13 protein-coding genes are annotated in these 13,948 nt (G+C 60.6%); 11 read left to right on the plus strand and 2 right to left on the minus strand.

All coding sequences use genetic code 11. From position 1 onward, the window contains the following. Positions 1-608: 608 nt before the first annotated feature. Complete coding sequence (gene sixA, locus ROSERS_RS11005; RefSeq protein ID WP_011956858.1) at positions 609-1,088, minus strand: phosphohistidine phosphatase SixA; 480 nt, start codon at positions 1,086-1,088, stop codon at positions 609-611. A gap of 90 nt (positions 1,089-1,178) precedes the next feature. On the opposite strand from sixA, the gene guaA reads away from it, so the two are divergent. The 3 genes from guaA to ROSERS_RS11020 all read left to right on the plus strand — a co-directional run bounded on the left by guaA (position 1,179) and on the right by ROSERS_RS11020 (position 6,735). Continuing rightward, entirely contained in the window at positions 1,179-2,717 is a 1,539-nt protein-coding gene (gene guaA / locus ROSERS_RS11010) for a glutamine-hydrolyzing GMP synthase (protein WP_011956859.1), read from the plus strand. A 133-nt stretch (positions 2,718-2,850) separates the two neighbouring features. Beyond that, complete coding sequence (locus ROSERS_RS11015; protein ID WP_011956860.1) at positions 2,851-3,609, plus strand: PocR ligand-binding domain-containing protein; 759 nt, start codon at positions 2,851-2,853, stop codon at positions 3,607-3,609. Positions 3,610-3,660: 51 nt separating this feature from the next. After that, positions 3,661-6,735, plus strand: a complete 3,075-nt coding sequence (locus ROSERS_RS11020) for an FAD-binding and (Fe-S)-binding domain-containing protein (RefSeq protein ID WP_011956861.1) — start codon at positions 3,661-3,663, stop codon at positions 6,733-6,735. 105 nt (positions 6,736-6,840) lie between these two features. Here the strand turns inward: ROSERS_RS11020 and ROSERS_RS27405 are convergent, their stop codons facing one another. Next, positions 6,841-7,071 carry a hypothetical protein gene (locus ROSERS_RS27405; protein ID WP_157041290.1) on the minus strand — a complete coding sequence of 77 codons (231 nt, stop codon included), beginning with the start codon at positions 7,069-7,071 and terminating at the stop codon, positions 6,841-6,843. Between the two features lie 144 nt (positions 7,072-7,215). On the opposite strand from ROSERS_RS27405, the gene mvk reads away from it, so the two are divergent. The 8 genes from mvk (at position 7,216) to ROSERS_RS11060 (ending at position 13,935) form a co-directional block, all read left to right on the plus strand. Beyond that, positions 7,216-8,160 (plus strand): mevalonate kinase, encoded by a 945-nt coding sequence (gene mvk, locus ROSERS_RS11025; RefSeq protein ID WP_011956862.1) that lies wholly within the window; start codon positions 7,216-7,218, stop codon positions 8,158-8,160. A 112-nt stretch (positions 8,161-8,272) separates the two neighbouring features. Next, the gene (gene mnmA, locus ROSERS_RS11030; RefSeq protein WP_011956863.1) at positions 8,273-9,394 is read left to right on the plus strand and encodes a tRNA 2-thiouridine(34) synthase MnmA; all 1,122 of its coding nucleotides are present in this window, start codon (positions 8,273-8,275) and stop codon (positions 9,392-9,394) included. Between the two features lie 18 nt (positions 9,395-9,412). Beyond that, on the plus strand, positions 9,413-9,661 hold the full coding sequence (locus tag ROSERS_RS11035) for a hypothetical protein (RefSeq protein WP_011956864.1): 249 nt from the start codon (positions 9,413-9,415) through the stop codon (positions 9,659-9,661). Positions 9,662-9,723: 62 nt separating this feature from the next. After that, positions 9,724-10,167: a hypothetical protein gene (locus ROSERS_RS11040; RefSeq protein ID WP_011956865.1), complete on the plus strand. Its 444-nt coding sequence runs from the start codon at positions 9,724-9,726 to the stop codon at positions 10,165-10,167. A 160-nt stretch (positions 10,168-10,327) separates the two neighbouring features. Next, entirely contained in the window at positions 10,328-11,269 is a 942-nt protein-coding gene (locus tag ROSERS_RS11045; protein WP_011956866.1) for a DUF1385 domain-containing protein, read from the plus strand. A 29-nt stretch (positions 11,270-11,298) separates the two neighbouring features. Next, positions 11,299-12,120 carry a DUF4388 domain-containing protein gene (locus tag ROSERS_RS11050; RefSeq protein WP_011956867.1) on the plus strand — a complete coding sequence of 274 codons (822 nt, stop codon included), beginning with the start codon at positions 11,299-11,301 and terminating at the stop codon, positions 12,118-12,120. A 26-nt stretch (positions 12,121-12,146) separates the two neighbouring features. Continuing rightward, positions 12,147-12,677: a GTP-binding protein gene (locus tag ROSERS_RS11055; RefSeq protein ID WP_011956868.1), complete on the plus strand. Its 531-nt coding sequence runs from the start codon at positions 12,147-12,149 to the stop codon at positions 12,675-12,677. Positions 12,678-13,008: 331 nt separating this feature from the next. Continuing rightward, entirely contained in the window at positions 13,009-13,935 is a 927-nt protein-coding gene (locus ROSERS_RS11060; protein ID WP_011956870.1) for an MBL fold metallo-hydrolase, read from the plus strand. Positions 13,936-13,948 lie beyond the last annotated feature (13 nt).

The following is a 13,948-nucleotide window of genomic DNA, read 5'->3' on the forward strand; positions in this document are numbered from 1 at the left end:
TCGCCATCATGATACCACAAATCCGGTTTTCTGATCGCCCTCTGAGAACTGCTATAATCCGGTATGCGCCTCTTGCCGTCGGGCTGATGAAGATTGAGAAATAAATCCGCTATACTGCGCTAGCCGTGGGGCTGAAGCCCTCGGCTATCCAGGGCAAAGCCCGCCTGCGCGGGCTAGAGCGGAGTAATTGTTCAAAGATCATAAGCCCTCGGCTATGCAAGGCGAAGCCCGCCCGCGCGGGCTGGACCGGACGAATTCAAACGTATCGAATCCGTGTTGATCCGTCATATCCGTGCCGATCCGTGTTCTATTCCAGCGTCCGGGGCGCACCCGCCTGCGCGGGCTATTCCCGACAAACCTTCATCCGCGCTGATCCGTCGCATCCGTGCCGATCCGTGTTCTATTCCAGCGTCCGGGGCGCACCCGCCTGCACGGGCTGGAGCAGATCAATTTCTCAACCGCCATCAATCGCAGATTGCGACCACTCGTTCACCAACGCGGACGGGGACGAAAGGAAAGCGTCCACGCAGGTGGTCGCCCGGCTCAAAGCCCATCCCATCTCTGGCGCGACTTTCGTCGCCGCCCCATGTTCGGTTGAACGCAGATCCCTATTTTCCAAGCGCCCGCAACACACGCGGCGGCAACACCCACAGCAGCGATCCAGCGCCGAGATCGAGTGATGAGAGGTCGATCAGCGCCAGACCGCCCTTCTTCATCACGACCCGACTACCGCCTGTCAGGTCGGCGACGATGCCGCTGAGGTCTGGTTCATGCCCGACGATCATAACGCTCTTCGCGCGGGGCATATCCGCCAGCAGGTCGAGTAACGTCGCCGCATTGCATCCCGGCGCCAGTGCGCCAACCGTTTCAGGAGCGATGTTCAGCGCTGCGCCAACGATATCGGCAGTTTCACGGGCGCGGGTCAGCGGACTGGTCAGCAACCGGTCGAGATGCACGCCAAGTCGCTGAAGTCCACGTGCGCCAATGCGCATCTTTTCAGCCCCTTCGGGGGTCAAGGCGCGTGCCGAGTCGCTGCCGTCGTTTGAGCGTTCTTCCGCAATTGCGTGGCGGAGCAGATAGAGGTCCATCGTGTCACTCCTTCGGAATGGTATAATGGATCAACGGTGATCCACAAGGGTCTTCCAGTATAATTCAATGTACCGCCTTCCGTATTCATCATGCACGAATCAATTCCTGTCCTTGACTTTGGATCGCAAACGGCGCAACTGATCGTTCGTCGGTTGCGCGAACTTGGCGTCTACAGCGAACTTGTGCCGCACGATGCGCCAAAAGAGGACGTGCTGGCGCTGCAACCACGCGGCATCGTTCTTTCTGGCGGTCCGGCCAGCGTCTATGAGCCGGGCGCGCCGCAACTGCCGTTATGGCTTCGCGAAAGCGATCTCCCCGTGCTTGGCGTCTGTTATGGCATGCAGGTGCAGGCGCACGCGCTCGGCGGGCGTGTCGAGGGTATGCAGAGCCGCGAGTTCGGTCCGGCTGAGATCACGGTGGTCGATCCCGGTCTGCTCTTCGCCGACACCCCGATGCACCAGCAGGTGTGGATGAGCCATGGGGATCACATCGCTGCGCTGCCCGCCGGCTTCCGCGTGATGGCGCACAGCTCTGGCGCGCCGTTTGCCGCTGCCGGCGACGATCAACGGCGCTGGTACGGCATCCAGTTCCATCCCGAAGTGGTTCATACCCGTTTCGGGCGCGACATACTGCGCAATTTCGCATTCCGCATCTGCGGATGTCGCGGCGACTGGCAACCGGCGAGTTTCATTGCTGAGGCGATTGCGCGAGTACGAGATCAGGTTGGTAATGGACGGGTGATCTGCGCCCTCTCTGGTGGGGTCGACTCGGCGGTGGCGGCATTGATCGTTCACCGGGCGATTGGTGATCGCCTGACCTGCGTGTTTGTCGATAACGGGCTGCTGCGCCAGGGTGAAGCCGAACAGGTTGTCGCCACATTCCGCGAGCATTTTCATATTCCGCTGATCGCAGTCGATGCGGCGGATGAGTTCCTCGACGCTCTTGCCGGTGTCGCCGACCCTGAGCAGAAACGGAAGATCATCGGTGAAAAATTCGTGCGCATCTTCGAGCGCGAGGCGCGGCGCATCGAAGGCGCGCGCTTTCTGGCGCAGGGAACGCTCTATCCCGATGTCATCGAGAGCAAGGCGCCGGATCGTCAGAAGGGCGTGACGATCAAAACTCATCACAACGTCGGCGGGCTGCCAGCCGATATGCAGTTGACCCTGGTCGAGCCGCTGCGTTACCTGTTCAAAGATGAAGTGCGCGCCGCCGGTCTTGCACTGGGTTTGCCGGAAGAGTGGGTCTGGCGACATCCTTTCCCCGGTCCCGGTCTGGCGGTGCGTGTGCTTGGTCCGGTCACGCGGGAACGCCTGGCAACCCTGCGCGCCGCCGATGCCATTTTTATGCACGAGTTGCGCACCGCCGGGCTGTACCGCGCAACGCAACAGGCATTCGCCGTGCTGCTGCCGGTTCGCAGCGTCGGCGTGATGGGCGATGGACGCACCTATGCCGACGTGATCGCGCTGCGCGCCGTCACAACCGAGGATTATATGACAGCAGATTGGGCGCGTCTGCCCGCCGATGTGCTGGCGCGTGTCAGCAGTCGGATCGTGAATGAAGTCCCCGGCGTCAATCGCGTGGTCTACGACATTTCCTCCAAGCCTCCCGCAACGATTGAATGGGAATAGCCTCCGGTTATCACTTCTTTACTGCAACGCGTCATGTTAATCCTTGCATGGCGCGCTGTGTTTGTTATCCTTTTCTCAAATACTATTGCATCCTATTGCAACCTGTTGCAACGTCGCACACGTGAACGATTTATTGACCACCCGAGAAGTACAGGACCTGCTGAAACTGGATCGAACCACCGTCTATCGCATGCTCAAAGAAGGACGACTGACGGGGGTGAAGGTCGGGCAGCAGTGGCGTTTCCACCGTCGAGAAGTCGAGGCGTTGATCCAGGGCGCTTCATCCGCTGCGGCGGATCGTCCCGCTCCAACCATTGATCCTCGCACCAGATCACCGCTCACCCCTGTGCCGCTGCCACTCCATTGCGTGCAGGCAATCCAGGATGTCTTCGCCGATCTTGCGCGGGTCGGCGTGATTACCACCACGACCGATGGGGCGCCGTTGACACAGGTCAGCAATGGGTGTCGGTTCTGCGCATTGGTGCAGGCGACCGACGCAGGTCGAGCCGCCTGCCGCGCTTCGTGGCGCGCGCTCGCAGCGCGGAGCGACCGCACGCCGCGCATTGCGACATGCCACGCAGGGTTGAAGTACATTCACGCGCGCATCGAGATAGGCGAGCAACCGGCAGCCATGCTGATCGCTGGTCAGTTCCGCGTGGATGATGCGCCGCTCGACACCCGGCGTCTTGCTCATGACTTCGGCATCGATCCCGGCGAACTCGATGCTGCGCTAGGCGAGGTGACGATCCTGGATGACCGGATGCGCGCGCAACTGGGGTCCTGGTTGCAGAAAGTCGCGCATACGTTCGAGGAAATCGGGCGCGAACGCGCCGCAATGATCGGTCGGCTGCGGGCGATCAGCGACCTGGCTGTCATTGATCGCTCGCATTGAACGTCTGGTGTCCGTGTTGACAGCTCCGCAGCGTTGCGGGGGAGACAAACAATGAACTCACACAACCTGTCCTTCCTCCACCGGTTTGGCGAGCGAGTCTCATTTGATCGCATCGAACGCAAACTCTACAGTCACGACATCGCCGCCATTCCCGGTCTCATCGCCCCACTGCTGGGCGATGCCATTCCCGATGCCGTGGTGCAACCACAGAACGAAGAGGAACTGGTCGAACTGGCGCGCTGGGCGTCTGCGCACCGTATTCCGCTGACGCCGCGCGGCAAGGCGTCCTCCGGCTACGGCGGCGCCGTGCCGGTCAGGAAAGGAGTGGTCATCGATTTCTACCGCATGCGCAAGGTGCTGCGCATCGATGCGGCGGCGCAGGTCGTCACGGTCGAGCCGGGCATCACCTGGGAGCAACTCGACAGGGCGCTGCAACGAGAGGGACTGACCCTGCGTCTCTATCCCACCAGTTATCCATCGTCAACGGTGGGTGGATGGCTGGCGCAGGGCGGTGCTGGCATCGGCAGTTACGAGTTCGGCTACTTCCGCGAAAACGTCGTTGCCGCGCGTCTTGTGCTGCCGTCGGGTGAGGTGCGCGAACTGCGCGACGCCGATCTCGATCTGGTTGCCGATGCAGAGGGCATTACTGGCATGATCAGCCAGGTAACGCTGAGGGTGATGCCGTTGACCGGCGTTCAGACGCTGGCGCTCGCGGTGCATGACACCCGCGCGTTTCAGGCGTTGCTGGAGGCGTTGATCACCCGCAGGCTGCCGATCTGGTCGATGAGTTTCATCAACCCGAAGATGGCGGAGATGAAGAACGAAGCGCCGCTGCGCGAACATCATGGTCATGTCGTCGAGCATCGCATTGTTCTGCCAAAAGCGTACATTCTGACCCTTGCCTTCCGTGATGCCGATGCTGCTGCGGTGCAGACCGCCATTCCAGTACTGGCGGCATCATACGGCGCTGAGATCCTGAGCGACGAGATCGCCCGGCACGAGTGGGACGGGCGGTTCAAACTGATGACGATCAAGCGTCTTGGTCCGTCGCTGGTTCCGGCGGAAGTGATTGTGCCGCTTGATCGTCTGGCGGATACACTCGATGAATACAGCCGCAGCGTTGCGCAACCACTGGTGAAAGAAGGCGTGCTGGTGCGGCATGGCGTCGATGGCAAGCCGGAAGTCGTCATTCTCGGCTTCATCCCTGCCGATCAGCGCACCTTCCGCTACAACCTGGTCTTTGGGTTGGCGCTCACCGTCATGCAGATCGCGCTCAGGCATGGTGGACGCCCATATGCGACTGGCATCTACTTCGCCCGCAAAGCGGAACAGGTGTTGGGCAGAGAACGCGCCGCAAGGTTGAAAGCCTTCAAATCGCAGGTCGATCCGGCAGGCGTCATGAATCCGGGAAAGGTCTTCGGCGGCGGTCTGGTCAGTGCGTTCATCGATCTGGCATCGCGTTTCGAGCCGCTGGCGCGTCGTTTTGGCAACGCCGCCCCGGTTGCAATCGGCGAGCGACCAACCGCACCGGTGCGCGATATTCCCGCTGATGTCGCCTGGTACGCCTATGCCTGTTCGCAGTGCGGCTACTGCATCGACGAGTGCGATCAGTTCTATGGTCGCGGATGGGAGAGCCAGAGTCCGCGCGGCAAGTGGTACTGGCTGCGTGAGTACATGGAGGGGCGCGAGCAGTGGAATCAGAAAATGGTGGACACTTTCCTCGCCTGCACGACCTGCGAGATGTGCAACCTGCGCTGCTCCGCCAACCTGCCGATTGAACCGTCGTGGATGAAACTGCGTGGTCAGTTGATCAACGAAGAGAAGAAGATGACCTTCCCGCCGTTCGAGATGATGAGTGCGGCTCTTACCGAACAGGGCAACATCTGGGCTGGCTACCGCGAGCGACGCGACGCCTGGTTCCCCGAAGACCTGAAAGACCGGCACGGTCCCGACCATCGCTCGAAGAACGTCTACTTCGCCGGATGCACCGCCAGTTACGTTGAGCAGGACATCGGCATCGCCAGTGTGCGCCTGCTTGATGCCGCAGGCGTCGATTTCACCTATCTGGGACCGAAGGAACACTGTTGTGCCACGCCGATGCTGGTCGCCGGTCGCTGGGACCTCTTTGTTGAGACGATGAAGAAGAACATCGCGGCAGTGAAAGCGGCAGGCGCCGATACGGTGATCAGTTCCTGCCCGGCATGCGATATGATGTGGCGGCATGTCTACCCGGCGTGGGCGAAGAAGGTTGGCATCGAGTACAATATCACGGCGAAGCACTACTCTGAGATCGTGGCGGAGAAGATCCATGCCGGTGAGTTTGCGTTCCCGCAAACGGACAAAGCGCCGGTTACCGTCACCTGGCACGACTCGTGCCACATCGGGCGGGTATCGGGCGTCTACGAGCCGCCGCGCGATCTGATCAGAGCCATTCCAAATGTCAACTTCGTCGAAATGGCAAACAACCGCGACTGTGGGAGATGCTGCGGTTCGGTGCTGACCCTGATCAAAGAGCCGGATGTCGCCGCCGAACTGGGCAAGGTTCGCATCGATGAGGCGATCGAGGCAGGTGCAGAGAAGGTGCTGGCGCTCTGTCCGTGCTGCGAATTCCAGTTGCGGGTGAGCGCCGAAAAGAAGCGTTTGCCGGTCGAAGTTGTCGATCTGGCGCACTTTGCCGCGGAAGCGCTCGGATACGAGTTGCCCGATCCCAATCCGGAGGTGCGTGCGCAGTGGGCGGTGTTCGAGGCGATGATCAAACTGATGACGCCGGAGGGCTTCGCCAATCTGATGACGACTATGTGGCCCGAGATCATCGACGCTATGCCGTTGGGTATGGGACGGATGATGCGGGCGATGGGCAGGGTTCCCGGCGCGCTCGAAGCGATGAAGCCGCTGTTCCCGGCGCTCTTCCCGCGTCTGTTGCCGCTTATGATGCCCAAACTGATGCCGACCATGCTGGCGCGGGTTGGGGAGATGATCCCGATGCCGGATTATATGGCGGAACAAATGCCGGTTCTGATGCCGAAAGTCGTCGACCGGTTGATGCCGCACATGATCGGCGACGTTGTGCCGCTCGTGACGCAACCGCTGATCGACTACCTGCACGAACAGGCGCGGCTGAACTGACGAGCCGATAGCCGATGGTCGATAGCCGATGGTCGATAGCCGATAGCCGATAGCCGATAGCCGATAGCCGATGGTCGATAGTCGAGGAACAATGAGCGTGACCGGTCAGGGGTGGAAGGTGGTAGGAGATAGCCGATAGCCAATAGCCGATAGCCGATAGTGGAAGGTCTGACAACCCCTGACCCCTGACCTCCGGTTCCTGGTTCTCGGTTCCTGGTTCTCGGTTCCTGGTTCTCGGTTCCTGGTTCTCAGTTCCTGGTTCCTGGTTCTCAGTTCCTGGTTCTTGGTTCTTGGTTCCTGGTTCTTGGTTCTCAGTTCTTGGTTCCTGGTTCTCAGTTCCTGGTTCTCGGTTCCTGGTTCTCAGTTCCTGGTTCTCGGTTCTCGGTTCTCAGTTCTCGGTTCTCGGTTCTCAGTTCTCGGTTCTCGGTTCTCAGTTCTCAGTTCTCGGTTCTCGGTTCTCAGTTCTCAGTTCTCGGTTCTATGCACGCATCCGCTCCCGGCAAAATCATTCTCTGTGGCGAACATGCCGTCGTCTACGGTCGCCCGGCGATTGCCATCCCGCTGAACGATGTGCGCGCGCGGGTCAGTATCATCCCCGGTGCGCCGGGCAGCGGCGTTTGCTTCGACGCGCCCGATCTTGGGCGGCGCTGGTTGATCACATCCGCTCCGCACGATCCTCTCTCTGAACTGACGCTGGCGATTCTGCGACAGTTTGGCGTACAGCGTATGCCAGACATCGAGATAGCCATCACATCGGACATCCCGATTGCAAGCGGGATGGGAAGCGGTGCTGCAATTGCGACCGCCATCGTGCGGGCGCTGGCATCGGCGTATGGGCGCAACCTGAGTGCGGCTGAGGTCTCGGCGCTGGTGTACGAGAGTGAGCAGCGCTTTCATGGGACGCCCAGCGGCATTGACAACACGGTGATTGCGTATGAACAGGTAATCTGGTTCCAGCGGCGCAGCGAGCCGCCACACCAGATCGAGCCGATCGCGATTGCTGAGCCGTTCACGCTGCTCATCGGCGATACCGGCGTGCGCAGCGCGACGCGCCTGCCGGTCGGCGAGGTGCGGCGACGCTGGGAGAGAGACCCATCGCGCTATGAGATGCTGTTCGACGCAGTGGCGGACGTGGTGTATCAGGCGCGGCGTGCGCTGGCTGAGGGTGATCGTGCCGCGTTAGGACCATTGCTCGACCGCAATCAGGCGTTACTGGAGGAAATCGGCGTATCATCCCCAGAACTGGAGCGTCTGATCACCGCTGCGCGCAGTGCCGGCGCAGGGGGCGCAAAACTCTCCGGCGGCGGTTGGGGCGGGGTGATGATTGCGCTGGTTGAACCGGAGACCGCGCAACAGGTGCGGCAGGCATTACAGGCGGCGGGAGCGACGCGCGTGCTGGAGACCATTGTTCAGGCTGCCGCCTGAGAACCGGACAATATGCTATACTTATTGGTGAGAAGCGGCGGCAGGCCGCTTTTTGTTAAACGACGGTTGTGAGGTTTGTTCATAAAACCGGGCGTCTAGAAACACGTAAGCAATGGCAAAGATCATGGTTGCAATGAGCGGCGGCGTCGATAGTTCACTGGCGGCGGCGCTGCTCCACGAAGCCGGGCATGATGTCACCGGCGTGACCCTGCACCTGTGGGAAGGGGACGATGACCGCCTGGCGGAGAGTCTCTGCTGCTCACAGGAAATGACCGAGAGCGCGCGGCGTGTCTGCGCGCAACTCGGCATACCCTACTATGTCTTCAATTACCAGCGTGAGTTTCGGCGCTATGTGATCGAGTATTTCTTGCGCGAATACGCCAGCGGCTTCACGCCGAACCCGTGCCTGGAGTGCAACCGCGAGATCAAGTTTCGCGCCCTGCTGGCGCGCGCCCGCACCCTCGGCTTCGACTACGTCGCCACCGGACATTACGCCCGGATCCGTGCCGATGAGACGCGCCACAATGGAGAAGACGCCGGATTGCCGCCAGCGGAGCGTGCGCAGCGCACCACCTACCGCCTGTTGCGCGCCGTTGATCGTGAAAAGGATCAGTCATACATGCTCTACATGCTCGGTCAGGACGACCTGGCGCGGCTGATCTTCCCGATTGGCGAGTACACCAAGGCGGAAGTGCGTGCTATGGCCGCCGCACGCGGACTGGCAAGCGCCAACCGACCGGAGAGCCAGGACATCTGCTTCGTTCCCGGCGGCGACTATCGCAACCTGCTGCGCGAAGAGCGCCCCGATGCGCTGCGCCCCGGACCGATCCTCGATCTCGAAGGGCGCGAAGTCGGGCGGCACCAGGGGCTGCCGCTCTACACCATCGGGCAGCGACGCGGTCTCGGGATCGCAACCGGTCAACCGATGTATGTCACAGCGCTCGATGTTGCACGCAACGCCGTGATTGTCGGTCCTGAATCGGCGCTCAGACGCGAATCGCTGCGCGCCGAATGGGTGACGTTCGTCAGCGGCATGTGGCCCGAAGCGCCCTTCGATTGCCTGGCGCAGATACGCGCCCATGCCGATGCCGTTCCTGCCCGCGTCATACCTGGAGAGGCAGGAACGGTCGATGTGCATTTCTCACGTCCACAGCGCGCCGTCACGCCAGGGCAGGCGATCGTCTTCTACGATGGTGACGTCGTTCTGGGGGGCGGGCGGATCGCGCGTGACTGACGAGCCGGATGGTTGTTTATGCCGCCAGCGCTTCTGCTGCTTCTGCTGATCGTGACTGCCAGCGCGGCGCTGGCGCACGTACTGTGGGGGCGTCGGTGGGTGCAGATTCCGATATTCTGGCTTGCTGCCGCCGGTGGGGCGCTCATTGCCCTGGCGATTGGCGTGCGACTGCCGCTGCGCCTGATTACCCCGGCGGGCGTTCCGATTCTGGAAACGACCCTCGGCGCCTGGATCATGCTGATCGTTGCTTCACGATTGCGCCTGTGATATAATCAGCGCCGCTCTGCGGCATCCGAATGGCTGTCGCGCCTGGAAGAAGGAGATGCGCTGTGGGTAAATGGATCGGCATCGGACTGACCGTTGTGCTGCTGATCGTTGTCGGGTTCATCATCGGCGCGTACCTGTCCCCTGATTTTCGCGTCGCCTCACGCGACATTGCGCTTGTCATACTGGCGATCTTTCAGATGATCTCAGCGCTGATCTCGATTGCGCTGCTGCTTGTGCTGGTTTATGCCGTGCGAACGCTGACGCGCGTATCGCGCACGACGCTGATCCCCAAACTGGAGGAAGTGTCGGTCAAACTCGATCAGGTGCTGGAACAGGGGCGGGGTGTAGCAGCCAATTTGCGTGATACGACCAGCACTGTCAGCGGCACAACATCGTTCCTGGCAGATCGCGCGATTGCGCCGGTCATTCGGGTGTCCGGTCTCATGGCGGGAGTGCGCGCTGCGGCGGCATACCTTGCCAGGCGTGATGAGGATCAGACGTCCTAGTGCATCCGGGGCGATATACCCACTCCGCGTCGGTACCGGTGCACTATTGTCGTTCACTACGCTCCGTGGTATCATACGTCAACAGGTGGTTACGCGCGTCTGTTGTCTGTTAATCAACAGGTTTTGAACAGTCTGTATTGTGCGGTGCGCCGGGTAGGGAATGAGCGAGCGAACATTTTCGTATGGCGGTCAGGCGGTGCTCGAAGGGGTCATGATGCGCGGTTTGCGGCAGGCGACTGTCGCCGTGCGCACGCCTTCGGGAGAGATTGTCTTTCGTCACGAACCACTGAATGTCGAGCGTCGCCGCATGTGGGAGAATCTACCATTTCTGCGCGGTATTCTCATGCTATGGGATACGCTCAACCTGGGGGTGCGGGCGCTCAATTTCTCCGCCAGCGCTGCTCTCGGTGAAGAAGAACAACCGCAGTCGAAAGGCGCGGTGGCACTGACCCTGATCATCGCACTGGCATTCGCATTTGGGCTGTTCTTCGTTGTGCCGTTGTTGATCGCCAGTTTGCTGGAGCGGGTGGGCGCCACGCCGCTGATGCGCGATGCAGCCGAGGGTTTTATTCAACTTGGCATCTTCATCGGCTATCTGACACTGATCGGGCGGATGCCGGATATTCAGCGCACGTTTGGGTATCACGGCGCGGAGCACAAAACGATCAACGCCTACGAAGCCGGTGCGCCGCTCACGGTCGAATCGGTGCGCTCATTCACGTTGCTGCATCCCCGCTGCGGCACCAGTTTCTTGCTGGTTGTCGTTGTGCTGAGTATTCCTTTCTTCGCACTGTTCGGGGGATTGCCGCTTGGTGAACGGTTACTGTCACGCATCATCCTGGTACCGGTGATTGCAGCTGTCTCATATGAACTGCTCCGCCTGTCGGCGGCGCATTTCCATCGCGGTTGGGTCCGGCGCCTGGTTGCGCCATCCCTGGCATTGCAGCGCCTGACAACCCGTGAGCCTGATGATACAATGATCGCCGTGGCGATAGCCGCATTGATACCGGTGCTTGCTGCCGATGGTGTTGTTCCTGCCGCCTTCGACGAATCGCTGGCGCACGGCGTGGCGCGCCCGCCTGTTGATGCCGCGCTTGCATAACCCTCGCACGCTGCGAGTGGAGGAAACCCATGCCGCTGGTCGGTAACATTCGTGATTTTGGTCTCTCGGATTTTCTGTACCTTGTTGATCGAGGCTACAAGACAGGCTGTCTGCACCTGAGTCGCACCGATGAGATGGCGTCGCTCTATTTCGAGAAGGGCAAACTGCTCACGGCAACGCGCAAGGACGACAATGTTCCGGTGACCGATCTGCTGGTTCGCAAGGGGAAGTTGACGCCAGTACAGGCGGAGCAGGCAGCACAGGCGCATCAGAATCAGAACGGCGCAAGCATGTCGCAGGTGTTGATCGATCTCAACCTGATCGGGCGTGATGAGTTGCAACGGGTGCTGCAACAGCATATCGAAGAGTCGGTGTATGCGCTGTTCGGCTGGAATGAGGGTGAGTTTCGCTTTGAGCAGGGGCAGCGTCCTGAACCGACGGCGCCGATCATGCCGACGCCGCTGCCCGTCGAGCACCTGATCATGGAGGGGGTGCGGCGTATCGATGAGTGGGGGCGGATCAAAGACCGCATTCCCAGCACCGATATGGTGGTGAAGTTCATTGAGCAGCCTATCGAGCGTGCCAAGGGGATCAATCTCGCCGCCGATGAGTGGCGCGTGTTTGCGCGTATCAATGGCAAAGACACGCTGGCGGAAATTGCCCGCAAGACGGGTATGAGCGAGTTCGATGTCTGTCGGATTGTCTATGGCTTTCTCACCGCCGGGTTGGTCGATGTCATCCGCAAGCCGGCGCCGGTGCCGATGCTGGCCACGGGCCGACCCCTGGCTGAGGCGCCACGTATCAAAAAGAGCCTGGTAACCCGCATTATCAACCGCATTCGTGGTATGTAGCGGCGCAGTCAGCACGGAGGACCGGTGTGCAGACGGTAAAAATGGTCATCAGCGGCGCAGTCAACGCCGGTAAAACTGAGTTCATCAAGACGATCAGCGAGATCGAGGTGGTTTCGACTGAACGTCGCGCGACTGACGATACCCGCCTGATTAAGAAGGAAACCACGGTTGCAATGGACTTTGGTCGCATTGCAATCGGTGATGACCTGGTGTTGCACCTGTTCGGCACGCCAGGGCAGAAGCGCTTCGATTTCATGTGGGAGATTCTGTCGGAAGGAATGCTGGGGCTGGTTATCCTTGTCGATAGCACCCGCCCCGAGACGTTCCGCGAAACGAACCGCATCATCGATTTCTTTATGTCCTACCGCGAAACCCCCTACGTGGTAGCAGCCAACAAGCAGGATCGCCCCAATGCATGGTCGCCGGAAGAGTTGCGCCTGGCGCTGCGCCTTCCGGCGCATATCAAAGTGTTGCCATGCATGGCGACCGATCGCGAGAGCGTCAAGAATGTGTTGCTCGAACTCCTCGATGTGATCATGCAGCGGAGCGAGGATTAGCCGTTGTCCCTGGAGGGGTGACAGCACGAGATCGACATAATGTTCTGAGTGCGTCTGCGTGATTGTTGTAAGCATCGTCGGTACAGCGGCATGTCATGCAGGATGCGTCCTTGCCGCTGCAAAGGACGGATTTGTTCAGTTCTCCGCAGTTCTCTCGCTCCGCATAAGCCTCCTGGCGATGCGCCGGTTGCACCGTTCAGCTTCCACCGATAGCGGCAGGGCGCTCGCTTCAGCCCGGATTGCGCTGTGTTTGAGTGATACCAGTAACCATCTCCGGTATCATAGAAGCCTGGAACAAGCATTTCCCTGAAATGAAACGGAGCGTGCCCGCATGACCGACGACCGTTATGGATTGCCGGAGAACATCGCGCTGGTCGATGATTATCACCTCGGACGCCCCCAGGTGGTCGGAACGTACGTGTTGTTGGGGGAGAATCCGGTGATTGTCGATCCCGGTCCTGCCAGTGTGCTGCCGAATCTCGAAACCGGATTGAGACAGATCGGTCTGGAGTTCAGCGATCTGCACGGCATTGTCCTGTCGCATATCCACCTGGACCATGCGGGCGCCACCGGATCGCTGGTGCGCTATTTTCCGCACCTGAAAGTCTATGTTCATCATCGTGGCGCTCCGCATCTGATTGCGCCGGATAAGTTGTTACGCAGCGCGACGCGCATCTACGGGGGGCAGATGGATTATCTGTGGGGCGAGTTCCTGCCGGTTCCGGTGGAGGCGGTTGTGACCCTCGGCGGCGGTGAGACTATCCGCGTCGCCGGTCGAACCCTGCGGGTCTTCGATGCGCCGGGACATGCGTCTCATCACCTGATCTATCTCGATGAGGCGACCGGTGCGGCATGGGTGGGCGATACAACCGGTCTGCGGATGCCGGGGTATACCTATGTGCGTCCAGCCACGCCGCCGCCGGACATTGATCTGGAAGCGTGGCGGCGCACGCTGGATATGCTGCTGGCGCTCAAGCCGCGTATGCTGCTGCTGACCCATTTTGGTCCGGCGCACGATCCGGAGCGGCACATTGCCGAAATGTGGGAACATACGATGCGTTGGGCTGAAACAGTGCGCGCGGGTCTCGAGCGCGGCGATGACGAGGCGACTGCGGCAGCGCAACTTGCGGCGCTTGCCGATGCCGAGATGGGCGCCGAAGCGAACGAAGCGGTGCGTCAGCAGTATGCGCAGGCTGGCGCGGTCGAGATGAGCTGGCACGGTCTGGCGCGCTACTGGCGCAAAAAGATGGAGGCGTGAAGAACGCCGTAGG

This window comes from Roseiflexus sp. RS-1, assembly GCF_000016665.1.
Classification (GTDB): Bacteria; Chloroflexota; Chloroflexia; order Chloroflexales; family Roseiflexaceae; genus Roseiflexus.